This window comes from Arthrobacter sp. TRD_SC_6 (assembly GCF_055361185.1).
Genome location: NZ_CM143953.1, coordinates 3,092,826 through 3,116,354, shown reverse-complemented (window position 1 = coordinate 3,116,354; position 23,529 = coordinate 3,092,826). Strand labels below are relative to the sequence as shown.

Sequence of the window (23,529 nt, the reverse complement as noted above, 5' to 3'; positions counted from 1 at the left end):
ATGGTTGACTCGGACCGCAAGGTACGCGCCCTTCACGTGCACGACGCCGCCGGTGTGGGGAAGAACCTCGTCGAGGTTGCGAATCTCATGGGCCTGCCCTGGACCATGACAGACGTGCCCTGGTATTACCGACGGAAGTGGTCCAGTCCCGCTGGGCGTCTTGTTCGCATGTCTCGTAGACACGTATGGGACGCAACTCTCGCCCTTCAAAGCCTGAAGGCCGACGTCGTGCATCTTCATACCGGGCAGCTGGCCATGCATGCCAGGTGGCTACGGCGTCCGCTCATACTCCATCTCCACGGAACTGACATTCGGACCAATCAGTATGATCCGCGCTGGGCTGAGACCATTCGATACGGCGTCGAGCTTGCAGGCGCTGTCCTGTACTCCACACCGGACCTCGAATCCCACGTGCGTCGGTTGACTAACCATGCCATCTACCTGCCCGTCACGGTGAGGCTGGATCAGGCGCCGGAATGGGCACCGAGGGGGCGCGTAGTTTTCGCGTCACGATGGGATGATGTGAAGGGCGCCGCGCGCCAGATCGAAGTGGCTGCCCGCTTGAAAGCAGTTCGTCCCGAGCTGGAGCTGCAGGGACTCGACTGGGGCGCGAGGGCGGAACAGGCGCGCTCGGCAGGCGTGTCCCTGGTCCGGCGGATGCCACCGGCAGAGTTTCGTCGTTGGCTCGCCGGGGCGTCAGCTATTGTCGGCCAGATGACGGACATCCTGTCCGTGAGTGAATTGGAAGCGCTCGCCATCGGCGTGCCGCTGATCAGCACGGCTCGTCCTGATTTTTACCCGGAGCTATCGCTTCTTGGCGGAAGTGACACCGAGGCAATCGTCGACGGAGTGCTGCTCGCGCTTAAGGATCCGCGCCACGCGGCAGCGGGACAGGGAGGCCGGCAGTATATCGAGGCGACACATGATGCGCGGCAGGGTGTTACCAAGCTGCAGCAGATATACGCTTCCACGCTCGATCGGGTGTGACGATGATCCAGTTGCGGTCCTGATGTTCCTCATGGGGGCAGTAACGCTTACATGCACGCGCGGACTGCAAACAGCTTGGCATCCCCTTCCCTGGCAATCAGTTCCAGCCCGGGCGCCGTATCAGCATTGTCCATCGCGGTGTTTGGATGGTCCTCTCCGAGAACCTCCTGCTCATTGAATTGCAAGGCGTAGTAGGCGTTCAGACGCTCGACAGCCGGGCAGACGGAAGGATCAACTCCGGCTTCGTCCACTTTTGACATGATGATGAGTTCATCCTCGGTGCGTTTACCGACAACGTGCGGGGCTATGGTTTCCCGACCGGCGATTGCGCTTACGAGGGACGCTCCCGTGAACGGGTCGCCATAGACTTTCGCGTCATCGGGAACGAGGTCGGGGACTTGCTCCAGGAGCGCGAGTTCGTCCTTCGTGAGCAGGGCGGATGTATCGGTGATGAAGTAGCGCGTCGATGCAACCCTCGTTTCTGTCGCTACAGAACCAAACTGGGACGTGACGGCTATGAGTACACAGCAGACCAGAACCGAGACGGCCGCGAATGTGCTCCGCCGCGGATCAGGCGAGTCGGAGCTGGACCCATCTGTTTCACGAACGCGTAGCAGATGGGCAACCTGCCTGAGGAGGAACTCCCCGCCTAAAACGATCAGCGGCAGCGTGACAGTGGGGAGCAGGGCGGCCAAACGGAAAGAATCGTTGTACCAGGGTCCGGTCCAGAAATGTCTGAAATCCCCCTCCTGGCTGGCCGAAACTATGACGAAAAGAGCGACTCCAACGGAGAACAGGCCCACAAGCCACGCATTTCTCCTGCGGGTGACGGCTACGAAAATTCCGACAAGGGTGAGAACCATCAGGACGAGGGCTACATCCCGGTTCTGCGGTGCGTTACCGATTGCCTCACCGATAGCTTGCGCGGGGGACTGGCGGGGCTTCCAGGCCGATGCAGACAGGCTTTGCCCCGCCAGATCCCAACCGTAGGCCGCAAGTGTCAGGTAAGCCGCGATAAGCGCCAGGGCAAGTGCTATCAAAACTGGCGCGCTACGACGCTCGCGCCAGCCGTTCAAGCTCCGAAGGAACCAGGCAACCAGAACTGGGACACCGAACGCTATCAGTGCAATAACAGTACTTGGATGCGCAAGCGCTAATCCGGGCAGCACGCCGAGCAGTTTCAGAGTGCCGGCCGCGATGCTGTCCGGAGCAGAACCGAGTTTGCAGATTCCAGCTGCCAGGGCAACCGCTACGGGTAGCAGGGATATGGACAAGAGGTTCGGATACAGGACTCCGAAGTCGATCATGAGGTAGGGAAAAGCGCTGAAACCCGCGATGACGACACCTGCCACAAGGGTGGCGATCAGTGAAGTATTGACTACTTTCCGGATTAGGTACAGGCTGCTGAGCGGCCAGAGGACCGCCCCGATCACAATGTTCGTCAAAGAAACGGCCACAGGAATCGGCGTACTCGTAGCGATAGCGACTACAGCGGTCATATTGTGCCAAGCCGCGGGATAGAAGCCTTGAGATGTATCCGTCAGGTTGCCTAGATGCAGCGAGGAACCGTCTTCACTGGCGAGAATGAATCTCACCGCATTCAGGTGGTAGATATTGTCGTAAGTTTGAGAGAACTGCTCTGGACTCCCGATGATCACGGCAAAGCGGTAGGCGATGACCGCAGCTGCCACGCCGAACGCTACGCACTGCACGGCTCCAGACACAAGATGTTCTCTGCCTGAAAACCTTGAAACGGTTTGCCCGTCGGTGCGGTTGACCGGGCCGCAGAAGGACCATCCAGCGATCGCGTAGACATAGCGCACCAACAGCGCAAGCAGCATCAGCGCGGCGAAGATGATTGCCAGCGGCGGTATGGAGAAGCCGATGCCGAAGGCAGGTGCCGCTATAGCGAAGAGGCTCGTGACACTGACTGTTACCGGCCCCGCAATAGCCCACATCGACAGCCCTCGAAGCCCCGCAGCCCGGCCAACGAGCAGCCCTGGCAGGATGAAGACGACAGCAGCCAAGGCGATAAGAGGGACAACTTCGAACCACGACACGGAGACCTCCTGCGGGAAAGATTGGAGCCCATCCAATGGAACAGCAGGGCTACCCGATTGGCAGGGCCACTCAACTCTACACAGGAACGCCTTTGCCCCGTGTGTAGTGGAACGCAGGTTGGCTCTGCTGCATATGAAACAATGTCGTGGTGAGTCGAACCTGGGTAGTCATCCCGATGTATAACGAGGCAACCGTCGTCGGCGAAGTCATTCGAGGGTTGCTCCCAACCTTTCCAAACGTGGTCTGCATCGACGACGGTAGTTCGGACGGCAGCCAGGACATCGCGCGCGATGCGGGTGCTGTAGTAGTTCAGCACCCGATCAATCTGGGCCAGGGGGCGGCGCTGCAAACTGGAATTGAGTTCGCCCTTCAGGACCCTGAGACAGCTGCAGTCGTAACCTTCGATGCGGACGGCCAGCATCGTGTTGAGGATGCAGCCGCAATGGTGCAGCGCCTGCAATCGGGCGAAGCAGAGATTGTCCTGGGCTCGCGATTCCTCGATAACAGAACCAAGTTGGCCCCTCTGAAGCGGCTTGTCCTGAAGACAGCTGCGCTTCAATCGAAGCTGTCCACCGGTCTCAACCTCACAGACGCGCACAATGGACTCCGCGCTATTGGACGCGGTGTGGCCGAGGAAATCAATCTGACGCAGAACCGCATGGCACACGCGTCTGAACTGATTCACCAGCTGGCAGAGTTGAAACCCCGGTGGGTCGAGCATCCAGTCGAGATCATCTATACCGATTATTCGAAGGCCAAAGGCCAGTCACTCCTGAACTCCGTCAATATCCTGGCAGAACTTTTTCTGAGGTAGCACATGATCATTTTTCTCCAAGCGCTGCTACTCATAGCGGTCATCGTGGTTTCGCTGGTGTTGATGCGGGGTGGATCGAATGCCCGCCATTTGGCGATCCGGCGACTCATGCTGTTGTTGTTCGCGTTTGCCGCAGTGTGCTCGATATTCTTTCCCGAATTCCTCACCGTGGTCGCGGGCTGGTTTGGTATAGGCCGCGGAACAGACCTCGTGCTGTACGGACTGGTGGTCAGTTTCTTTGTCTTCGTCGCCACGACCTACCAACGGTTTCGGCACAATGAAATCGCCTTGACTAAACTGTCTCGACGAATCGCCCTCGACGAGGCCGATCGACCATGGGAAAAGCACGAGGTATGAGGACAACCAATTCCCCGGAAGTATCAGTAATAATTCCCACGAACCGGGTCGACCACTGGCTTACAATCGCTGTGGATTCAGTGCTGCAGCAAGAGGGCGTGCGGCTGGAGTTGATCGTTTTCCTGGATGGCGTCGAAGTCCCGGATGCTGTCTGGACCAAGGACCCCCGTGTCCGCATCATCCGGAATGAATCCTCTCGGGGAGTGGGGCATGCGCTGAAGTCCGCAGCGCGTGCGGCAGGCAGCGAGTACATTGCACGCCTGGACTCTGATGATGTAGCCCTACCAGGGCGGTTCCGCGCGCAGATTGACTACCTCCGCGCTCATCCCGGCACCGTTGCTGTTACCGGCGGTGCACAGTGGATCAATGAGCAGGGCCATGAAGTCGGTTGTTTCGGGCACCGGTCGGGTGCGGACGTCAGGCGTGCGCTGCTGGAGCAGAACGTGCTGGTGCAATCCGCGATCACGTTTCGCAGGGACACTTACGAAACGGTTGGGGGCTACCAGCCGATGAAGCAGATGGAGGACTACCACCTCTGGTTGCGCATGTCCCTCCATGGTCCGGTGGCCGTTCTGGCGCAGGATGTGGTTCAGTACCGCGTGCATGACAGCCAGACAAGCCGAAGTGTAGACCCTAGAGGGGATTACGTTCGCTCCATACTCAAGGAGCGCGCACAACTTGCAAATATGCTGGGGCAGGATGGCGTGCCGCAAAGGCTTCGTGACCTTTCATTCAGAGCCGCGCTCTACGGAATGTACTATCTCCCTCCGAGATTGATCAGAATAATTCGGCGCGTTGTTTCCAGGTGAATGACGTGCCGCTGGAATAGTGCATGCGTTGGGTCTGTTCACGCGCGCACTGCAGATCTTAAACTCGAGTATGGATTGAGACAGAAGCATGGATATTCAGAATCACTATTACGGCCACTCAAGCACCCTCGCCGCTTACTGCTCTCAGGAGCGCTTGCGCCACATTTCCGGCTTACTGCAGCACGGTTGGACTGTTACCACTCCGATCAAAGCTCAGTTCGGGGACTTTGCTGATCGGGGCCCGAAGCGCCGTCGTTTGTCCTGGTCCAGCCAGTCGAGGGCATTCTCTCCGGATGATTCCGAGAATCTGTTTCCCGATGGCACCCAGCAGCTGCACGCAATCGGAGCGCCATTCCTCTACCTGCTGAAGATGGCGAGGGAATCAGGGCTGCTGCCCTCCGAGCGCAACGGCACGATTGTGTTTCCCATGCACGGGACCTCTCTGGTGAAGGTGTCCGGAAGTCATCCCGCATATGCGCAGGAGACCCTTGAGCGTGAAGGACCAAGCACTGTGTGCTTGCACGTCGATGACCTGCATGATCCGTCAGTTGCAGGAGCGTGGAAGGAGAAGGGGCACACGGTCGTGTCGGCCGGTGATCGCCGTGATCCGAAATTCTTGGGCAGGATTCTGCGGCTACTTGCTGAGTCGGAAAAAGTAGTGAGCAACCGGCTGTCAACTTCCATCATGTACGCGGCCGCGGCCGGCTGCCGGGTCGAGTTGCAAGGGCCAGCATTTCAGCTCGGCACCGACGCAGCGGCTGACCCGGGCAGCGTTATGGAGCGGCTATGGCCGGAGTTCTTCGAGCCAGACACGGAGCCGTCCGTTCTCCAGGAGATTGCCGAAGCTGAACTGGGACTCGCGGATATGCGTTCGCCGGAGGAACTTTCGGCATTACTGGGTTGGAACGCCCGCTCCCCGGAACCTTTCCTGGAGTATTGGCTGAGCGGCCCATTCGACAAGGCAAGGGCTGTTCTCGGCTGGAAGCAGCGGCCTGACGGCGCACACGCGAATGAAGCGAATCTCTCCCCGTGGCATTGGATGCGGCACCCGCTGAGGCATCTGCCATCACCCTTGCCTCAGCAGGTCAAGGTCGAGCTACTGTCTGCCCTCAGGTGATGTGAGGGTTGTCCGTCACCAGGCGGACCAGCCGCCGTCCACAGGTATGGTCTGCCCGGTGACATAACGCGACGCGTCGGAAGCGAGCCACATCAGTATTCCCCGGAAATCGTCTTCTGTGGCCATGCGCCCCAGAGGCGTCAGCCGCTCGTACCTGCTCGTGAAGTCCTGTGCCTGACCGCGGGCTATACCGCCAGGGGCAAAGGCATTGACACGCACGTCCGGTGCGAGCACGGTCGAGAGGTAACGTGTCAATTGGACCACGCCGCCCTTTGAAGCGCCGTAAGCCGCAGGATTACCCATCTGAGTGCCCTCGTAAAGACCCATGTTTGGGCCCACTAACCCATAGATTGATGAGACATTCACAACAGATCCGCCAGCAGATTGGCGCAACCGCGGAGCGAGCAGACGCGTCAGTGTAAAGGGAGCCTGCAGGTTGAGCTTTGTCGCAAGCGCGAAGGCGTGATCAGTCTGCTCCTCGAAAGGCACTGCGTAGCCGGGGACGTTCGACGTTCCAGTGAAGGCAGCATTGTTCACCAGGATGTCCAAAGGCCCCTCTACCTGTTGCGCGAGCTGGCTGGCGCCGCCGTCGTCGAGCAGGTTGGCGGCCAAACCCTGGGCAGCGGTGCCGTGGGTCGCCGTCAGTTGCGTTGCGACCTCGTCACAGGCGCTCTGGTCCAGATCAGAGACGACGACGTCGGCTCCGCTCTCCGCGAGTGCGTCGCACAACACACGACCCAGCGGTCCACTCCCGCCGGTTACGAGCGCCCGACGTCCTTGGAGCGAGAAAAGGTTAGCCACGGTGTGGTTCCTCCTGAGAGGTAGAGACAACGGGTGGACGGACAGCAAGGCTGGGCAACGGAGCCAGGCCCGCTTTGACCACCGCTTCCACGAGGTCAAACTCGGCTTCGTCGTCGATTGAGAATGCGTGGGTCTCAGGAATCTCGATATAACCGTGCCTGCCCTCGTCGAACCAGCTGTTTTCCAGCCGACGTATGAAGGAGGACCGCCAGGCGTAGAAGCTGCCGTTGATCCGGAGGTAACGCTGCACATCCTGGCGGCGAACAACACCCTGGCCCTCGGCGAAGTAGCGCTCAAGCACTTCTTCGCCCGTTGGGCGGACTCCGACCCACACCGGATTGAAGAATGGCTCAGACACAGCCACGACGCCGTCCAACGACGTGTCAGATGTTAGTTTGTCGAGGGCTGCCCGTACGTGCTCCGGTGCCCGGGTAGGGCTCGTCGGATCGAGAAGGAGGACGGAATCATAGGCCCGGTTCTCTACCGTTTCCATTTCGTGCAACGCGTGCTTCAGCACCCCACTCATAGGGGCTGTATCAGTGGCCAGGTGTGGGGGTCTGAGGAACGGCACGTCAGCGCCGTGGTCTCTCGCTACCTCCGCGATGACCTCGTCGTCTGTCGACACGATGCACCGAATGTCCGCGCCCAGTTGCGCAGCCAACGCAATGGTGTGCGAAATCAGGGGGCTGCCTAGGAGCGGCCGGATATTTTTGCCGGGTAGCCCCTTGGATCCGCCGCGCGCAGGTATGACGGCAAGAACTGAGGGTGACGTGCTCGGGACCATTTGCTGAAGCCTTAGATGGTGCGGATAAATTCCGGCTACAACGATACCTTCGCTGATCCGCCGGTCCGGTCCGACTGCCTGGCGGCATCGCAAATTGCCACCGCAAGAACACCCTCCTTGAGGGTGGCGGGAGCAAATCCATCGTGGAGTCCCTCAACATCGATGCCCGACCGTCGCAGGATGGCGCCCGTCTGGCGGGCGAGGACAAGGTCGACGTCGCTGTCCTCGGGAAAGCGGCTTGTGCGCGCGGTGTCTTCGGCGATCTGGCTGGTCACCGTGTGGTGCACGATGTCCCAATGCAGGTGGCCCGTGGATGTTGCGATCCGAATGTCCCGCCTCTTCACGGGAGAAATGTAATCCAAACGCAGCGAGACTGATGTCCTGCCAGAGTTTGCGGGGCCGATCCACAACAGATCGGCAGCTTCTTCCGACTCGATTCCCAGCACGCCGCTTCCAAGGCGCGCAATGACCTCATCGGGTTGGCCGAGAAGCATTACCGGGTAATCGATGTCATGGACGAGATCCCGAAGGACGCCCCCTTCCTCGCTCCGGGCGGAATAGCTCTGAAGGTAATTCCTTCCCGGTCGCCACGAAGGGAGCCAGGATTGCGACACCACTTGCGCCGACGTCGGACGCCCCTCCGTTACTACGAGGTTCGCCAAAGCCAGGAAGGCCGAGTGAAATCTCAGTGGTGCACTGACGGAAATTCTGCCGCCACGTGGATCCTCGAGCAACGAGCCGCATTCGTATGCTGTTGGAGCCGCAGGTTTTTCCAGTAACACGGCTTTTGGTTCGAATTCCAACGCCGCCATGGTGTCGTCGACGTGGCGAAGCGTATCGGTAGCGATGATGACCAGATCGAGCTCGGACTCCGGAAACGAGTCAACCTGCTTAACACCAGCCGGTATGTCTGTCCTTGAATCGAATGAGGAATTACTCCTGACGGGCCAGGCGAAAAGTTCGTCGACACCCATAGCGCTGAGGACACGTAGATGACGCGCTCCGATTGAACCCGTGCCACGGACGAGTGCCCGTACGCCGCGACTTGCCACTCTCACTTGCGTCGGTTCCGGATTCCCGTTCATCCCCGCACCTTTGGATACACTTCATGAGTCATGCTCACCAACTCTAGTGTCGAGGGGTGTGAGGCAGATGCAGCGCAATGTTGATGGGAGAAATGTGGAGCAGGCGAAACCGCGCCGTTGGGTCATCATCGGTGCTGGTGGACATGCCCGCAGTCTCCAGTCGGTCATACGCCAACGGGAGGAAACGGTCGTGGGTCTCGCGGGGGACCACCCGCCAGGCACAGATCCGGGCATAAGGTCGTTTCACAGCGATCAGGAAGCCGTGGACTTCGCGCTGAGTTGTGGGGCACAACTTTGCATCGGGATAGGCGCCAACGACGTCCGATGGCGGATCGCGGAGGAATTGCTAGGCTCGGTGCCGCTGACGCACCTCCAGCCTTTGATCGCACACAGCGCCACGGTGGACACGACAGCCGACCTGGCGCCGCTCACGCAAGTCCTGGAGCATGCGCACGTGGGTGCAGGAGCTGTCATTGGTGCCGCAACCATCATCAATACCTCGGCAGTTGTTGAGCACGACGCCTCCGCCGGAGACGCATGCCACGTCGCGCCCGGTGCGATGCTTTTGGGCGAAGCCCGCATTGCCCATAGAGTATTCGTGGGTTCCGGCGCGCGGGTTTTGCCAAGGATTACCGTGGCGGAGGACGCCATCCTCGGAGCCGGCGCAGTGGCAACGAGGGATCTATTGGGCGGGGCAACGTACGTTGGCATTCCCGCAATCGCGATGATCTCCACGAAAGGCTTCAGCGTATGAACGAATCGACTTCAGGTACTCGGGTAGTCCAATTCGGGCACCACGCTTTGGGCCTTGCGGAGGATGTGTTCGTCATCGCCGAGGCTGGAGTGAACCACGACGGCGATGTGTCGGTCGCTCACCAGCTGATCGATATGGCTGCAGACACAGGTGCCCACGCGGTCAAGTTCCAGACGTTCAAGCCAAACGCCTTGGTTACCGCCGCGGCTGCGACAACTCCGTACCAAAAGAAGGCCGGTTTCTCCGAGTCCCAATCCGACATGCTCACCCGGCTGACCCTGCCCGATGAGTCTTGGGCAGAGCTCAAGCAGCATTGCGATGAACGTTCAATCACTTTTCTTTCCACCCCCTTTGACGTTCAAAGCGCGGAACTGCTCGCCTCGATTGGGGTGCCAGGCCTGAAACTGGGGTCAGGTGAACTCACCAATGTCCCATTTCTCCGGACCATCGCAGATTTCGGCGTTCCTCTGATCGTGTCGACCGGTATGGGAACCATTGCTGAGATCCATGAAGCATTGGCGGCAACCGAAGCGGCGCCCGCGACAGTTCTGTTGCACTGCGTGTCGGCATACCCGGCACCCCTCAATGAAGCCAATCTGTTGGCTATCCCTGCAATGCGACGTGAGTTCGGTACTGAAGTCGGATGGTCCGACCACACTCCGGGCTCCGTTACGGCAGTCGCGGCGACGGCACTTGGAGCCACTTTGCTGGAGAAGCACATCACGACCGACAAGACCCGAAATGGTCCGGATCACAGTGCAAGTTTGGAACGCGCAGAGTTCGAGGAGTATGTCGCGAACGTGCAGGCGGCAAAGCGGAGCCTGGGTGACGGACAAAAACGCAGGATGCCCAGTGAAGAAGACAACGCTCACCTTGTCCGGAGGAGCTACCACTCGGTCCGAGCGATAGCGCAGGGAAGTGTAATCACACATGAAGATGTTGCGATTCTTCGACCGGAGGGCGGACTGAAGCCGTCAGCGATGGTTGTGGGTTGTGTCGCGGTTCGAGATATCCCAGCGGGCGTGCCTCTTGAGCCGGACTCCGTTGGGGATCCCCGATGAAGGTATTGGCCTTCGTTGGCACTAGAGCGGATCTCTTTCCGCTCGGTCCGGTGCTGTGCGCACTGGAAGATCTTCATGAAATAGATCTGCACGTCGCCACTGCGATCGGGTTCGACAAAGGAGTGAGCGAGTCGCTCCTTATCGGGGCTGGACTTCGCCCCGGACACTTCGTCCACCACGACCTCGGGCTCCACTCCGGGAGTTTCACACCCCAGGAGCAGGTGCAGCTGGGAAGCCAACTGTCCCTCGCAATCCTGAGTGTTCTTGACGCTGTGCATCCCGACGCCGCGGTAGTACTCGGCGATCGGTGGGAGTTGCTCTACGTAGCGCCCCCGCTGGTACTGATGGGTGTGCCGCTCATCCACCTGCACGGTGGGGAAGTGACGGAAGGGGCTCTCGACGAGCGGGTGCGCCATGCCCTCACCAAACTTGCCGATCAGCATTGCGTCAGTACGCAGGGCGCCTATCAGCGCGTGCGTCAGCTGGGTGAGGACCCGCAGAGAATCCACCGCACCGGTGCGCCGGGACTCGACAGGTTCCGATCGTCGTCGCCGATGAGTGGTGAAGATTTCGAGAGCGAATTCGGCGTGCCCCTGCGCCGGCCATTGATAGTCGGCACCTACCATCCCGTGACTGCAGGCGGATCCGAAGCACCGGGCCTGCTGGCACGAAGAGTCTTCGAAGCAGCGCTTGACGTTGCGGGCACCCTGATACTGACCCACCCCGGATTCGATGTCGGACGGGAAGAGATCGTGGCCGCTCTCGACGAGCTCGAGCGCCGGGAACTTCCCCATGTCGTCATTCGTCCGGGGCTCGGCGCGATCTACCCGAGCATCATGGCTACAGCCGACCTCATGATTGGTAACTCGTCGAGTGGGATCATTGAGGCTGCCTCTTTTGGTCTTCCAGCAGTCGACGTCGGTGAACGGCAGAGAGGGCGCGAACACGGAGCGAATGTGCTCCATTGCGGTGATGATTCTGCGGACCTGCTTTCATCGCTCCACCACGCGCTTTCTCCCGAGTTCCGGGAGCTCGCCAGGGGAGTGGAAAACCCTTACGGTGACGGTCTGGCCGCTGAAAAAATTGCAGGTGTAGTCGCCGAGGCGAGAGCTGGTCAGCCATCCAAGCGTTTCATCGACGCATCCCTTGAAGGAGTTCCCAGTGGGTCATGATCGAGTGCTTGCAGGGGCCTGTGTTGGACCCGAGGCTACTGTTCGCGAGGCTTTGCAGGCGATAGACCAAGGTGCTGCGTCTGTTGCTTTGGTCACCGACGTCGACTCCCGTCTGCTCGGAATTGTTACTGATGGAGACGTGCGGCGCGCTCTCTTGGCTGGCGCCGGACTCGAGAGCAGGGTCGTCGAGTTTGCGAACTGCAAACCAAAGGTCGTGCAGGCATCAACCACCCGGGCCGCTGTGATTGATTTGATGCGCAGTCTGCGCATCAGCGAAGTCCCCGTAGTGGACGACGACGGCAGGCTGGTGGGCCTCCACACCCTCAGCGACATTGTTGGGAAACCCAAACTTCCCAACATCGCCCTTATCATGGCGGGCGGTAAGGGGACGAGGTTGGGAGCGCTCACCAAAGAAACCCCCAAACCACTGATGACCGTCGCAGATCGAACCATCCTTGAGTGGGTCATTCTTGGTTTGGTCGAATCCGGAATCACACGCATCTACGTCAGCGTGGCGTACCTGGCGCAGAAAATCATCGACCATATCGGTGATGGTGAGAACTTCGGGTGTCAAATCTCCTACATCCACGAAGACCCGGCACGGCCCCTGAACACGGCAGGAGCTCTGAGCCTGCTGCTGGAGGAGGTGCCGGATATTTCCAGTCCGGTGATCGTCACCAACGCGGACCTGATGGTGCAGTATTCCGCCGCGGAACTCTTGAAGTTCCATACTGACAAGGGCGCGGCCTTGACCGTCGCTGCCCGCCCGTACAACCATCAGGTTCCCTTTGGCGTCCTTGAAATAGCCCAGGACAGGGCTGTTTCTGGAGTGGTTGAGAAGCCGACGGTGGAATTCGAAATCAGTACTGGAATTTATGCCGTATCGCCCGAGGCGCTGGCAATGGTGCCGTACGGTGAACCCTTCTCCATGCCGGATCTCATCGATGCCTGTATAAAAAATGCTTCGGGTGTGGCCGCCTGGCCCGTGGCCTCAGACTGGATAGATGTCGGTACCCCGAAAGACCTCGCAACGGCGAAAGGACAATGACCGTGCCAGATAAGGAATTCGACGTGAACCTAAAGCAGAAATCCGTGGTTGTGACTGGGGCTGACGGCTTTATTGGCAGTCACGTCACCCAGCGCCTCATCGCGGCTGGGGCGAACGTGCGCGCCCTGTGCATCTATAACTCAAATGGTTCATATGGCTGGCTTGACGACTTGTCCGAGGAGGAGCGGGACTCGGTGGATCTCGTCCTGGGGGACGTGAGGGATTCAGAGTTCGTCTCGGACCTGGTGAAGGGCGCCGACGTCGTACTGCATCTCGCCGCCCTGATCGCGATTCCGTTTTCCTACCAGGCTCCGCGCTCCTATGTCGACACGAACATCACCGGGACGCTCAACGTGCTGGAAGCGGTCCGGCGCCACGGTGTGCCTCGCCTCGTCAATACTTCCACGAGCGAGGTGTACGGAACCCCCAGTACTGTTCCCATTACCGTGAACAACGAATTGCGGGGACAGTCGCCGTACAGCGCGACAAAAATTGCGGCTGACAAGTTGTGTGAGGCGTGGGCGAGTTCGTTCGAAACGCCCGTGGTCGTGCTTCGCCCCTTCAACACCTACGGGCCACGTCAATCCGCACGCGCGGTGATTCCCACGATCCTCCAGCAGATGATTGCTGGTGCGGAGCAGATCCACCTTGGGTCCTTGAGCCCTCGCCGCGACTTCACCTACGTGGCAGATACGGCGGACGGGTTCCTTCGTGCGGCAACTGCCGATATCCCTCTCGAGGGACAGGTCATTCAGTTAGGCACGGGCTATGACGTGACCATCGGCGAACTCGTCGAGATCGCCCGCGAAGTCACCGGCTCGACGGCGGAAATTGTTACGGAGGAGATTCGGGTGCGTCCGGAGGCAAGCGAAGTGATGCGACTGCTCTCTGACCCTTCGCAGGCGCTGGCGGAGTTGGGATGGGCACCACAGGTAGATCTGAAGGATGGATTACGCCAGAGTGCCGAATGGATCCAGTCTCGCGGCGTAAACGCCAAAGATGCTTCCCGCTACGCGCGCTGATCTTCCTGAACTGAAAGGCCCGAAGTTGTCTACACGAGTCCCCCTTTCCGTGCCGAACATCGGCGAGAAAGAAGCAGAGTTGGTCGCCGAGGCGATGCGAAGTGGATTCGTGTCCTCAGTAGGTGCCTTCGTTTCCGAGTTTGAGCGACAGTTCGCGGACTATGTGGGGGCGGCGCACGCGGTTGCCTGTTCGTCGGGAACAGCAGCCCTTCACATCGCCATGCGCCTCGCTGGGGTAGGCCCGGGTGATGTGGTGGTGGTTTCGGACTTCACCTTCATGGCGTCGTCGAACGCGGCCTCCTATCAGTTTGCTGACCTGCTGCTGGTTGACTCCGAACCGAACTCCTGGTGCATGGATCTCGACCTGCTGGAGACCGAACTTTCGGCGCGCCGCGCCAGCGGGACCAAGATGCCGAAAGCGATCGAACTGGTCCATATTCTCGGTCAACCCGGAGACGCTAGGCGGGCACGCGACATCGCGGACGAATTCGGCATTGTTCTGATCGAAGACGCTGCCGAAGCCTTAGGCGCCACCTGGTCTCAGGGGCCGCTCGCGGGTCGCCACGTTGGCACCGTGGGGCAGATGGGCGCGTTCTCCTTCAATGGGAACAAGATCATGACGACCGGTGGCGGTGGCATGTTCGTCACCGACAACGAAGAATTGGCAACTCGGGCAAAGCACCTTTCCACCCAGGCGCGTCTTCCTGAACGCGGGTACCTCCATGATGAAATCGGCTTCAATTACCGGCTGACCAACGTCGCCGCTGCCCTTGGCGTGGCGCAGTTGAGCAGAATGGACGAGTTTGTCGCCAAGAAGCGCCTGATAGCAGCACGGTACAACGATGCTTTCGCTGGCACGCCCATCACCTGCCCGCCGGTGTTGGCCGGTGAGGAGTCGACGTACTGGTTGTACTCCATTCTCGTGCCCGCACGGACCCCTGGAACCGATGTCAGGGATGAACTGCAGGATTTTCTGACAGCTGTCGACATCGAATCGCGGCCCCTGTGGCGCCCCCTTCACATGCAGCCGCCCCTCAACGGCGAAACCGTCCTGGGCGGGCAAGTGGGCGAGGACCTGTTCACCAGGGGACTCTCGTTGCCGTGCTCCACCGAACTTAGCGACGCGGACCAGCAGCGAGTGATCGACAGGGTTATGGAATGGCTCGCGTTGCGCGGTGAGTAAAGCGGGCGGGGTTCAGGAAGCCGCAGGTCATCATCGAAATGCTGCTCTCTACCTGATCGGAGCTTTGCTTCAAGGGCTGGGGGTGGTTTTCGTCCAACCATTTGCCATCCGCGTGCTGAACGACGATCGGCAGTGGGGCGAACTCATCCTGGCAGTCTCCGTTGTGCAGGTTGGAGTGGTTCTTGCTGCTGCCGGACTGCCGCTTGCGATCACCCGTGCATGGTTCGACGGCGGTGACGGTCCTTCCCGCGCTCGGTCGATCAGCGGTTTTCTGAGCATCGCAGGAATCTGCCTGGGATTGACGGCGGCGTTGGCGCTGTGGGTTGTTCAAACCATCAGTCATGCCCCCGTTCCGATAGCTTTCATATGTGCTCTTCTTGCGATGGGAATCCTCGCGACGGTGTTGGCATCCCAGGCCATCCTGCGCGCGCAGGAGCGTCCCGTCGCGTTTGTCTGCCTGAGCATCGGTTCGTCGGTCGGAGCGCATTTCTGCGGCCTCGCCGCGATCTGGCTGTTTCAGCCGTTGGCGTGGGTCTATCTCGCGGGGTTCACGATCGCAGTGGCCCTGACTGCGGTGGTAGCCCTGCGCACCGCGCCACCCGCACTGCCTGGTGCCGCGCCGGGCGCCGTTCGGGAGGGCTTCGCAATTGGGCTTCCGGTGTTACCCCATACAGGTGCCTTGATGCTTCTGACACAAGGAGCGGTGTTCCTGCTCGCTTTCCTCGTGGGCACGGTCCAATCGGGTGACTACGGAAAAGTGCAGGTCTTCATTCTCGGTACTATCACGTTACTGGGAGCCCTCAACAACGCCTGGGTTCCGCGCATCATGTCGGCGACCCGTGAAGAGCGTCCGCGGCGTGTACGCGAGACCATGTCCGTAGCCAGTTATGCAGCACTAGGTGTAGTGATCCTCGCTTCAGGGGGGGCCAACGTCCTGACCCACGTCCTCGCGGACGGGCGGTCTGACCTCATCCCCGTGGCTCAGGTCATGCCTCTTGCTGCGTTCGGTTACGTGCTGTACCTCAACACCACGACCCTGTTGTTCTCAGACAAGCGCACAAGCGTGCTCGCGATCGTAACTCCCGTCGTTCTCGTGGTGAGTGTCGCGTTGGCGTTTCTACCGGCGTCGGGCGGCAATCTGGTTCTTTTGGCCGCAGTGAATGCTGGCTCCTTCTCAATTCTTGGAATCGTGTACTGGGTGATTGTCAGGGCAGGTGCACCGGGAGGCTGGCCAGTCCGCCGGTATCTTGTCTGCTTGGCATTGGGGGCCATTTACGTTCTCGTGCTGTTACTGCTGCCCAGAGATCTGGTTGCGGGCGTCCTGACGTGTGTCGCGGTGGCTGTCCTTGGTGGACTTGCACTGCTGATTGCTTGGCGCCGGGGGATGCTTACAGCGTCGAACTCCTGACCCGTCCGGAGGCAGGCGAATCAGATAGCAACGGTCGGTGCCGCTGGTCCGGGATGTCGCTACTTGTACTCCACCTTTACGCCGGAGGCCGCATACACGAGCCAGCCACCTTGGAATTCGACACGTTTGTAGCCGAGGGAAGCTACCGCGGGGTCCAATGGGTAGCCCAAGGCGCCACCCTGGAAACCTGCTTGCTGCCAGGACGCGAGATAAGGCTCGGTCACAGCGTTGCTACCGGATTCCTGCGTGTAGTAGATCTGGCCGCCAACGAAGTCCTGTTGGCAGCCGTTGTCAGGCAAACCACAACGCTCGGGACTCTTCGGATAACCTAGTGTTCCTATTTGCCAGCCAGCTTCTCCCCAGGCTTTCCAGTAGGCGCCGGTGACTGCGTGTGTGCCTCCGGAGGGGTGGGAGTAGACGTTGCCGCCGGTGAAGGATTGGTAGCAGCCGCCGTTGTGGAGGCCGCAGCGGACACCGGCTGTGGGGTAGCCGATCTTCATTTGCCAGCCGGCTTCTCCCCAGGCTTTCCAGTAGGCGCCGGTGACGGGATGCGCACCCGTAGCCGCCGTCCAGTAGATGTTGCCGCCGGTGAAGGATTGGTAGCACCCTCCGCCGTGCAGGTTGCAGATGTCACCCGAAGATTTCGGTGCTCCCAGAGGGCCGTTGTACCCACCCGAACGCAGCCAGGCCTGATTGATTGCACCTCCAGAGCCGGTGTTGGACCCTCGGGCGAAGGCCTGCAGCGACGAGAGCGAGCCATTCCACTGGTTCCAGTCACCGATTACCGGTCCGGAACTGGTGTATTGCCAGACGCTGTAGTAGCTCCAGCTGGAAGGGAGTTGCCCTGCCCCTACGTTGTTGTAGGAAGCGACGTGCAGGGCGTGATCGCCGAATGCGCTGCTGTTCCCTGTGCAGCGGCTCCACCAGTCCGTGGTCGTGTAGATCATGGGCTTGCGGCCGGTGAGCGTCACCATCCGGTTGGAGAAGTCACGCATCCAGTTGACCATTTGCGAGGCGCTCATGTTGTAACACGTGTTGCCCAGCTCCGGGTATGGGTTGTACTCGACGTCCAGAAGCGGCGGCAAAGTCTTGCCGTCTGCTGACCAACCTCCACCGTTCGCTACAAAGTAGTTGGCCTGGGCTGCTCCGCTGGATACGCTCGGTATGGCGAAGTGGTAGGCGCCGCGAATCATTCCCTGGTTATAGGATCCGGAGTATTGCGTACCGAAGTAGGGGTTCTTGTATGAGAGAGCTTCAGTGGCTTTGACGTAGGCGAAGCGCGATCCGTAGTTCCAGGCTCCATTCCAGTTCACGTTCTGTCCCTGGTGGCTACTGACATCCACACCCAGCACGCCGGATGAAGGCTTCCAGTAGTTGGTCGCCGCCGGAGCTGCCTCAGCAAGGGGCGCGGCGTCGGGCGCTGCTCCCGCTCCAGGAGGTGACTGAAGGAATTCATCCGGCGACGCGACTTGAGGATCGCCGGTGACTTTCAACCGCTCCAGTCCCTGACCCATCTCCGCACCGTTCCTGCCGATCAGCTCCGCGAGTAAAGCAGGGTCGCTGATGTAGTCCTGGGGGGTGAGCGCTTCATCAATGGAGGTCTCGCTATCCTGCAACGGAGGCGCGGTGCGAACAGGTGCCTCGCTCGGGGGCACGGTTGCGTCGGTGTCGCTAGGAAGCGGCTCAGCACTGGCAGATGGCGCAGGTTCGCTGGGTGCGGGAGAGGCGCTCGTCGACGGTGCCGTCGGCTCAGTGGCGACGGCCGTCGTCGAGCCCGCAAGGAGCGCGAGCAGGGTCAGTGAGGTGAACACGGTGGTGTTTGGGGCGAAGGAAGGCGTCACGGCGAATTCTCCAGATCAGTGCAAGCCCTGCTGTGGAGCGAGGTCTGTCTTCTTAGGCTACCTAGGTGTTACAGATGTGAACAGAGGGGCAGAAGTGACAATCTGAGGTCATGTTGTCCACAGGTGCTTCGTCCGGCTTCTGCCTGCTTCACGGTTTCGCTTACGATTTAGGCAGCCAATAGCAGTTTCAGTCTTACAGTCTCGGGCGCCGGTGATTACTCCTGCGCCTAATCCTTGGGGAAAACTATGGATGCAGTGCGCATTGTCGAGGATGAGGTTCGCGAACTCATCCGACGGCGGGGGATAGACCCGGCCCAGCAGAGTGCTGAGGTGCGCCGTCTCGTCGAAGCCGCAGTCAACGACTACGACGAGCGGTCTCTCGTAGGTGCTCTCCCTCCGCTCGGTCAGCTCGAGCAAGCCCGCCGCTTCGTCTTTGATGCTGTCGCAGGCTACGGTGCGTTGCAACCGCTTCTGGACGATCCGGACATCGAAGAAATCTGGATCAACTCTCCTTCAGAAATTTACGTTGCACGGGCCGGTGAATCGGAACTTACCTCCCTCACGCTCACCGACCAGCAGGTTCGCGATGTAGTCGAGAAGATGCTGAAGACCTCAGGGCGCCGGCTTGACCTGTCGTCCCCTTTCGTCGATGCCTCGCTTCCCGATGGCTCCCGGCTGCACGTAGTCATACCGGATGTCACCCGCCGACACTGGGCAGTGAATATCCGAAAGTTCATCTCCCGTGCCACCCGGCTCGAGCATCTGGTGGAGCTAGGGTCATTGACTCCCCAGGCAGCAAGGTTCCTGAGCGCGGCAGTGGTCAGCGGCCTGAATATCCTCGTCTCAGGCGCCACCCAGGCAGGCAAGACCACGCTGCTGAATTGCTTGGGAGCGAGCATTGGGAGCAGGGAGCGGGTAGTCACCGTAGAGGAAATCTTTGAACTGCAACTCCCGCTGCGGGACGTGGTTGGCCTTCAGTGCCGCCAACCCAATCTTGAAGGACACGGCGAAATTCCCCTGCGCCGGCTGGTGAAGGAAGCGCTCCGAATGCGCCCCGACCGCCTCATCGTCGGCGAGGTTCGCGAGGCCGAAAGTCTGGACATGCTCATCGCCTTAAACAGTGGCCTTCCCGGAATGTGCAGCGTTCACGCCAACAGCGCTCACGACGCCGTAACCAAGATCTGCACACTGCCACTGCTGGCTGGGCAGAACATCTCCAGCGCCTTCGTAGTACCAACGGTCGCTTCATGCATAGACCTTGTGGTTCACTGCAAGCGCGATAGCAACGGGAAACGGCGCGTAACGGAGATCGTGGCTCTCGGATGCCGGGTTGAGAACGGAGTCATCGAGACCTCCACTGTCTTCAAACGGCACGACGGCGAACTCCGCGTCACTGCGTCGGGAATGCCTGCTGAGGAAAAGTTCGCAGCCGCCGGGTACACCGTTGCCAACCTCCTGAGTCCGGCATGACAGTGGCTTTGGGTGCCAGCCTTGGTGCAGGTCTCTTCCTCATCTGGTGGTCAACCTGGGCCGCGCCGCCCGCTGGACACCGCACCCGTCGTCGCATCAGGGCAATTGAGGAACTACTCCTGCGTGCCGGAGTCGAGAAGGTCTCCTCGGGCGGCCTCGCCGCTGCCAGCATTGTGGCCGCCGCCTTCGTATTCCTGGTTGTCCTCGTGCTCACAGGTACTCTGCCGATCGCGGTGTGTTTCGGGGTCTTCGGAGGAATAACGCCGCTCATGATCGTCCGCTGGCGCGCACACAAGAGAACAGCCTCCCTCAGGGAGCTTTGGCCAGACGTTGTGGATCACCTCCGTTCGGCGATCCGGGCAGGTTTGTCCCTGCCGGAAGCGCTCATGCAGCTCGGAACAAAGGGTCCCGAGGAGCTTCGTCCAGCCTTCAGGGAATTTGCTGGTGACTATAGGGCCGGCGGACATTTCGAGCAATCACTCAATAATTTGAAGGACCGTCTGGCTGACCCGGTAGCTGACAGAATCATCGAAGCACTTCGCCTGACAAGGGAGGTCGGCGGAACTGATCTGGGCAGGCTGCTCGGCACCCTTGCGGAATTCCTCCGCGACAGCGCGCGTACCCGAAGCGAGCTCGAGGCACGCCAGTCCTGGACGGTCAACGCAGCACGCCTGGCTGTCGCGGCCCCCTGGGTTGTGCTCGCGCTTCTGTCCACGCGCCCGGAAGCGGTCAAGGCATACAGCACGGGCGGCGGCGCGGTGGTCCTCGGCGCAGGGCTGGTGATTTCGGCCCTGTGCTATTGGGTCATGCTTCGAATCGGAGCACTTCCCGAAGATGAGCGGGTGCTGCGCTGATGGGTGTCCTTGCGATCGCCACTTTGGTGGGAGCCTGCCTCGGGTCCGGGCTCTGGCTCGCTTTCGTCCGGTTGCCCGTCATGCGAAGGACGCGTTTTGTTGAGCGAATCGCACCCCAACTCAAGTCTGTGGACGTCAGCTCAAGACTCCTGAGCGCGCACAACGTCACCCCGTTCGGCCCACTGGAACGGATAGTCCGTCCTGTTGCACGTGACGCCGTCGGTTGGCTCAACCGATTCAGCCCGGCATCTTCAGTGCTCAGCAAACGCCTCGACCAGGCCGGCCGCAGTCAGTCGGTCCTCGATTTCCGTGCAGAGCAGATTATCTGGGCGAGCGCAGGCCTAGCAGCTTCAACCGCCGTCATGGTGATGCTCGCCCTGTCCGGAAGCTTCAACCCGCTTCTCGCCGTACTCATTGTGTTCGGGACCGCGGTAAGCGGGTACCTGCTGCGCGATTACCTGCTCAGCGCCCAGATCCGTAAGCGGGAAAATCGCATCCTGGCCGAGTTTCCAAGCCTCGCTGAACTGATGGCGCTTGCCGTGAGCGCGGGCGAGAGTGCAACGGGAGCGCTCGAACGCATTTGCCGGACGGGCCACGGCGAGTTGGCGAAGGAGTTCTCCCGGGTGCTCGCGGAGACCCGTGCGGGAACACCATTCATGCAGGCACTGCACAACTTCTCCAACCGCACGCAGCTCGCTCCGCTGATCCGCTTCGTTGACGGCATCAGCGTTGCAGTGGAGAGGGGCACCCCGCTCGCGGAAGTGCTGCGCGCCCAGGCCCAGGATGTTCGTGATCTTTCAAAGCGTGAACTCATGGAATCGGCCGGGCGCAAGGAGATCGCGATGATGGTGCCAAACACAATCGATCAGGCATCTCTTCAATTCTGGGCCGAGCGCCAGCATGCCCGCGCGTCATCGAACAATCTAGCGGCTACGCTGCGGTTACTTGCGAGCCAAAAGCTCGCGTCCCATTGGCAGCGTGACGCTCAAGCGCTTCTCGGTTGACACGCCAGTGGCAAAGCGGGTGTTCATTTCCTCTCTTGCCCAAAGTTCTTCAGCAGCTTCCGAGATGTCTTTTCTATACGGGGTCCCATTTGCAACGTGGTAGCCGAGGCCCATGCCGATTACCTCAAAAGCGGTGTTCAGGAAGCCACCGGAGAATCGCGACCGAACTGGATCGAACTTCCGGAAAGCATTGTTACCTGCCGCGTCGTAGATGATCCGGAACGTCTCGTTGAAGACAAGGGCGAGATGGTCCTTATTGGAGGGGAACGACTCTGCCAGTCCCATCGCGGAGTCGTCCAATCGCTGATTGAACCCCCGAAGCTTATTTTGCGTGGTGTCTTCATTCCCATGAAGGAAGAAAAATCTTAGGACCAGTTCTTCAGCGTACTTTTCCACCAACAATTTATCGGGCAGTCCCAGTGCGTTTAGGTAATCGGCGTTCTGGGCGCAGGCTTCTAGCCACTGGGCGAAGTCCGGATTGACTCCGACCAAGAGTGCTGTGCGCATTTCCTGCGAAGTAAGAGGTGATCCATAACTATTCAGCCGTTGGAAGAGATCGTATTTTGTCTCACCGAGGGATTCACGTTTGATGATTTTGATATCTAGTTTTGAACGCTTGATGTCAAGTTTCTGGGCATCGGAGAGGGCATTATTCTCTTCACCGTCCCACGTCATACCTTCTAAATTCGGAAGATACTTTGTGCCCTCCAGGACCAGGGCAGAGTGCTCCTCCTTCGGGAGCAGCCCTTGTAGTTGGAGGATAGTCGATACTCGCTGGAGTCCATCAATGAGCTCCCAGCGGCCGTCATCGATTTGCGCCACGAAGATGGAGGGGAGAGGTATCCCGAGAAGGATACTTTCAATCAGCCTAGATTTTTGTTCGGCACCCCACCGAAATAGCCGTTGGAAAGCTGGCCTGATTACGAGTTCGCCGTCTCGATACAAGTTTGTCAACTCTCCGATGCTCATCGGGTAGCTGTCTGACGATATGTCGCGTCGCGCTTTTTGTATCTCGTTGGCAAGGCTATCCCGAGTGTTCATTTAAGTCCCTCCGAAGTTGTGATTTCCTTGCTTAGTCCGACGAGATCCGGAAAGACCATGCTTTCGGCGAACCCCAGAATTTCTAAATCGCGCCTCATCTGATCTCTCGGATAATCAAGCACAAATTTCCATAGAACTTCAGTACCGTCATTTGGAGCGAATGAGTCGAGCGGAGATAGGCTGTTTCCGGCGATTGTGAAGGTACCGCGTTGCGCGACAATTCGCGCCGAATTATGTGTCCCATATATAGCAACGGGCGCGTTATAACGACGCGGCAGTCCAGGCTGAGCGGCTTCGTACGGGCGGAGCTCCTCAGCCTCGGTGTTGAGGATCCCGATGTCGTCAGCGAAGTCCTTGAGTTGACTCAAATTCTGGTTCCATGCGACAGGATCCAACGTCCATATCACTGCTTTTTCTGTACCGTCCTCTGAATCGCTTGTTGAAGTCATCGCGGAAAAGTACAACGCGACAAAGAGATTCTCGGACCAGTCCAGGAGCCTCGTCGGAATGCCATAATGCTGCATCGCGAACAAATGTTCCCAATCGTCCTGCGGATAGCCAGCGGGCCAGTACGGCAGGCTTCGCTGTCGGAAACGCGTAAGCAGCTTTCGCTCTGCCGCGAAAAGTTCAGTTGGATCGCCCACTTGTCGAGAAAGACTGGGAACAAGTTCATAGGTCTCGCGACTATGGCCCCGATGCCATAGCACTCTGTTGGGTGAAGTCGCGCGGCCGACTTGGAGCACTTCCGCTACGAGTTCTTCCGTACTGGTGACAACGAATTCTGTGACGGACACGCATAACCCCCAGGTAATCCTGCACCCCAGTGATCCCTGAGGCTTCTAGCACTTTACCGCGT

22 protein-coding genes and 1 pseudogene are annotated in these 23,529 nt (G+C 59.7%); 16 read left to right on the top strand and 7 right to left on the bottom strand.

The window, feature by feature from the left end; all coding sequences use genetic code 11:
* Complete coding sequence (locus ACWA1U_RS14810; RefSeq protein ID WP_463722918.1) at nucleotides 1-987, top strand: glycosyltransferase family protein; 987 nt, start codon at nucleotides 1-3, stop codon at nucleotides 985-987.
* Nucleotides 988-1,034: 47 nt separating this feature from the next.
* Here ACWA1U_RS14810 and ACWA1U_RS14805 read toward each other — a convergent pair whose 3' ends face one another.
* Nucleotides 1,035-3,047 carry a DUF6541 family protein gene (locus ACWA1U_RS14805; protein ID WP_463722917.1) on the bottom strand — a complete coding sequence of 671 codons (2,013 nt, stop codon included), beginning with the start codon at nucleotides 3,045-3,047 and terminating at the stop codon, nucleotides 1,035-1,037.
* Nucleotides 3,048-3,196: 149 nt separating this feature from the next.
* Here ACWA1U_RS14805 and ACWA1U_RS14800 point away from each other — a divergent pair, with 149 nt between their 5' ends.
* The 4 genes from ACWA1U_RS14800 to ACWA1U_RS14785 all read left to right on the top strand — a co-directional run bounded on the left by ACWA1U_RS14800 (nucleotide 3,197) and on the right by ACWA1U_RS14785 (nucleotide 6,145).
* The gene (locus ACWA1U_RS14800) at nucleotides 3,197-3,862 is read left to right on the top strand and encodes a glycosyltransferase family 2 protein (RefSeq protein ID WP_463722916.1); all 666 of its coding nucleotides are present in this window, start codon (nucleotides 3,197-3,199) and stop codon (nucleotides 3,860-3,862) included.
* A gap of 3 nt (nucleotides 3,863-3,865) precedes the next feature.
* On the top strand, nucleotides 3,866-4,219 hold the full coding sequence (locus tag ACWA1U_RS14795; RefSeq protein ID WP_463722915.1) for a DUF2304 family protein: 354 nt from the start codon (nucleotides 3,866-3,868) through the stop codon (nucleotides 4,217-4,219).
* On the top strand, nucleotides 4,216-5,028 hold the full coding sequence (locus tag ACWA1U_RS14790; protein ID WP_463722914.1) for a glycosyltransferase: 813 nt from the start codon (nucleotides 4,216-4,218) through the stop codon (nucleotides 5,026-5,028). The genes ACWA1U_RS14795 and ACWA1U_RS14790 overlap by 4 nt, the downstream gene beginning before the upstream one ends.
* Before the next feature lie 88 nt (nucleotides 5,029-5,116).
* Nucleotides 5,117-6,145 (top strand): hypothetical protein, encoded by a 1,029-nt coding sequence (locus ACWA1U_RS14785; protein ID WP_463722913.1) that lies wholly within the window; start codon nucleotides 5,117-5,119, stop codon nucleotides 6,143-6,145.
* A 15-nt stretch (nucleotides 6,146-6,160) separates the two neighbouring features.
* On the opposite strand, the gene ACWA1U_RS14780 is transcribed toward ACWA1U_RS14785, so the two are convergent.
* Genes ACWA1U_RS14780 through ACWA1U_RS14770 form a run of 3 tightly spaced genes read right to left on the bottom strand, consistent with a single transcriptional unit; the run spans nucleotide 6,161 to nucleotide 8,815 of the window.
* A complete protein-coding gene (locus ACWA1U_RS14780) occupies nucleotides 6,161-6,946 on the bottom strand; it encodes an SDR family oxidoreductase (protein WP_463722912.1) in 786 nt (261 codons plus the stop codon).
* Complete coding sequence (locus ACWA1U_RS14775; RefSeq protein ID WP_463722911.1) at nucleotides 6,939-7,730, bottom strand: acylneuraminate cytidylyltransferase family protein; 792 nt, start codon at nucleotides 7,728-7,730, stop codon at nucleotides 6,939-6,941. The genes ACWA1U_RS14780 and ACWA1U_RS14775 overlap by 8 nt, the downstream gene beginning before the upstream one ends.
* Before the next feature lie 35 nt (nucleotides 7,731-7,765).
* Nucleotides 7,766-8,815 carry a Gfo/Idh/MocA family protein gene (locus ACWA1U_RS14770; protein ID WP_463722910.1) on the bottom strand — a complete coding sequence of 350 codons (1,050 nt, stop codon included), beginning with the start codon at nucleotides 8,813-8,815 and terminating at the stop codon, nucleotides 7,766-7,768.
* A gap of 124 nt (nucleotides 8,816-8,939) precedes the next feature.
* Between ACWA1U_RS14770 and ACWA1U_RS14765 the strand changes: the two are divergent.
* From ACWA1U_RS14765 to ACWA1U_RS14730, 8 genes and pseudogenes are all read left to right on the top strand, one after another.
* A pseudogene (locus tag ACWA1U_RS14765) lies at nucleotides 8,940-9,101 on the top strand (hypothetical protein); the annotation flags it as partial.
* 114 nt (nucleotides 9,102-9,215) lie between these two features.
* Nucleotides 9,216-9,569, top strand: coding sequence for an LbetaH domain-containing protein (locus ACWA1U_RS14760; RefSeq protein WP_463725097.1), 354 nt, complete (start codon nucleotides 9,216-9,218; stop codon nucleotides 9,567-9,569).
* Complete coding sequence (locus ACWA1U_RS14755; protein ID WP_463722909.1) at nucleotides 9,566-10,630, top strand: N-acetylneuraminate synthase family protein; 1,065 nt, start codon at nucleotides 9,566-9,568, stop codon at nucleotides 10,628-10,630. The genes ACWA1U_RS14760 and ACWA1U_RS14755 overlap by 4 nt, the downstream gene beginning before the upstream one ends.
* Nucleotides 10,627-11,802: a UDP-N-acetylglucosamine 2-epimerase gene (neuC, locus tag ACWA1U_RS14750; protein ID WP_463722908.1), complete on the top strand. Its 1,176-nt coding sequence runs from the start codon at nucleotides 10,627-10,629 to the stop codon at nucleotides 11,800-11,802. The genes ACWA1U_RS14755 and neuC overlap by 4 nt, the downstream gene beginning before the upstream one ends.
* Nucleotides 11,792-12,850: a sugar phosphate nucleotidyltransferase gene (locus ACWA1U_RS14745; RefSeq protein WP_463722907.1), complete on the top strand. Its 1,059-nt coding sequence runs from the start codon at nucleotides 11,792-11,794 to the stop codon at nucleotides 12,848-12,850. The genes neuC and ACWA1U_RS14745 overlap by 11 nt, the downstream gene beginning before the upstream one ends.
* A 23-nt stretch (nucleotides 12,851-12,873) precedes the next feature.
* Nucleotides 12,874-13,872, top strand: coding sequence for an SDR family NAD(P)-dependent oxidoreductase (locus ACWA1U_RS14740; protein ID WP_463722906.1), 999 nt, complete (start codon nucleotides 12,874-12,876; stop codon nucleotides 13,870-13,872).
* Nucleotides 13,873-13,897: 25 nt separating this feature from the next.
* Complete coding sequence (locus ACWA1U_RS14735; RefSeq protein ID WP_463722905.1) at nucleotides 13,898-15,055, top strand: aminotransferase class I/II-fold pyridoxal phosphate-dependent enzyme; 1,158 nt, start codon at nucleotides 13,898-13,900, stop codon at nucleotides 15,053-15,055.
* Between the two features lie 82 nt (nucleotides 15,056-15,137).
* The gene (locus tag ACWA1U_RS14730) at nucleotides 15,138-16,463 is read left to right on the top strand and encodes a polysaccharide biosynthesis protein (RefSeq protein ID WP_463722904.1); all 1,326 of its coding nucleotides are present in this window, start codon (nucleotides 15,138-15,140) and stop codon (nucleotides 16,461-16,463) included.
* Between the two features lie 59 nt (nucleotides 16,464-16,522).
* Here ACWA1U_RS14730 and ACWA1U_RS14725 read toward each other — a convergent pair whose 3' ends face one another.
* Nucleotides 16,523-18,304 carry a GH25 family lysozyme gene (locus ACWA1U_RS14725; RefSeq protein WP_463722903.1) on the bottom strand — a complete coding sequence of 594 codons (1,782 nt, stop codon included), beginning with the start codon at nucleotides 18,302-18,304 and terminating at the stop codon, nucleotides 16,523-16,525.
* 246 nt (nucleotides 18,305-18,550) lie between these two features.
* Between ACWA1U_RS14725 and ACWA1U_RS14720 the strand changes: the two genes are divergently transcribed.
* Genes ACWA1U_RS14720 through ACWA1U_RS14710 form a run of 3 tightly spaced genes read left to right on the top strand, consistent with a single transcriptional unit; the run spans nucleotide 18,551 to nucleotide 21,632 of the window.
* On the top strand, nucleotides 18,551-19,774 hold the full coding sequence (locus tag ACWA1U_RS14720) for a CpaF family protein (RefSeq protein ID WP_463722902.1): 1,224 nt from the start codon (nucleotides 18,551-18,553) through the stop codon (nucleotides 19,772-19,774).
* A complete protein-coding gene (locus ACWA1U_RS14715; protein ID WP_463722901.1) occupies nucleotides 19,771-20,628 on the top strand; it encodes a type II secretion system F family protein in 858 nt (285 codons plus the stop codon). Before ACWA1U_RS14720 ends, ACWA1U_RS14715 begins: the two co-directional genes overlap by 4 nt.
* Nucleotides 20,625-21,632, top strand: a complete 1,008-nt coding sequence (locus ACWA1U_RS14710; protein ID WP_463725059.1) for a type II secretion system F family protein — start codon at nucleotides 20,625-20,627, stop codon at nucleotides 21,630-21,632. Before ACWA1U_RS14715 ends, ACWA1U_RS14710 begins: the two co-directional genes overlap by 4 nt.
* Here ACWA1U_RS14710 and ACWA1U_RS14705 read toward each other — a convergent pair.
* Nucleotides 21,570-22,673 carry a GmrSD restriction endonuclease domain-containing protein gene (locus tag ACWA1U_RS14705; RefSeq protein WP_463722900.1) on the bottom strand — a complete coding sequence of 368 codons (1,104 nt, stop codon included), beginning with the start codon at nucleotides 22,671-22,673 and terminating at the stop codon, nucleotides 21,570-21,572. The two genes, ACWA1U_RS14710 and ACWA1U_RS14705, sit on opposite strands and share 63 nt — an antisense overlap.
* Nucleotides 22,670-23,380, bottom strand: a complete 711-nt coding sequence (locus ACWA1U_RS14700; protein ID WP_463725058.1) for an FRG domain-containing protein — start codon at nucleotides 23,378-23,380, stop codon at nucleotides 22,670-22,672. The genes ACWA1U_RS14705 and ACWA1U_RS14700 overlap by 4 nt, the downstream gene beginning before the upstream one ends.
* Nucleotides 23,381-23,529 lie beyond the last annotated feature (149 nt).

Coding starts and splice junctions, on each gene's coding strand:
- ACWA1U_RS14810 (WP_463722918.1), top strand. CDS start 1: ATGGTTGACTCGGACCGCAAGGTACGCGCCCTTCACGTGCACGACGCC.
- ACWA1U_RS14795 (WP_463722915.1), top strand. CDS start 3,866: ATGATCATTTTTCTCCAAGCGCTGCTACTCATAGCGGTCATCGTGGTT.
- ACWA1U_RS14790 (WP_463722914.1), top strand. CDS start 4,216: ATGAGGACAACCAATTCCCCGGAAGTATCAGTAATAATTCCCACGAAC.
- ACWA1U_RS14785 (WP_463722913.1), top strand. CDS start 5,117: ATGGATATTCAGAATCACTATTACGGCCACTCAAGCACCCTCGCCGCT.
- ACWA1U_RS14775 (WP_463722911.1), bottom strand. CDS start 7,730: ATGGTCCCGAGCACGTCACCCTCAGTTCTTGCCGTCATACCTGCGCGC.
- ACWA1U_RS14770 (WP_463722910.1), bottom strand. CDS start 8,815: ATGAACGGGAATCCGGAACCGACGCAAGTGAGAGTGGCAAGTCGCGGC.
- ACWA1U_RS14755 (WP_463722909.1), top strand. CDS start 9,566: ATGAACGAATCGACTTCAGGTACTCGGGTAGTCCAATTCGGGCACCAC.
- neuC (WP_463722908.1), top strand. CDS start 10,627: ATGAAGGTATTGGCCTTCGTTGGCACTAGAGCGGATCTCTTTCCGCTC.
- ACWA1U_RS14720 (WP_463722902.1), top strand. CDS start 18,551: ATGGATGCAGTGCGCATTGTCGAGGATGAGGTTCGCGAACTCATCCGA.
- ACWA1U_RS14715 (WP_463722901.1), top strand. CDS start 19,771: ATGACAGTGGCTTTGGGTGCCAGCCTTGGTGCAGGTCTCTTCCTCATC.
- ACWA1U_RS14705 (WP_463722900.1), bottom strand. CDS start 22,673: ATGAACACTCGGGATAGCCTTGCCAACGAGATACAAAAAGCGCGACGC.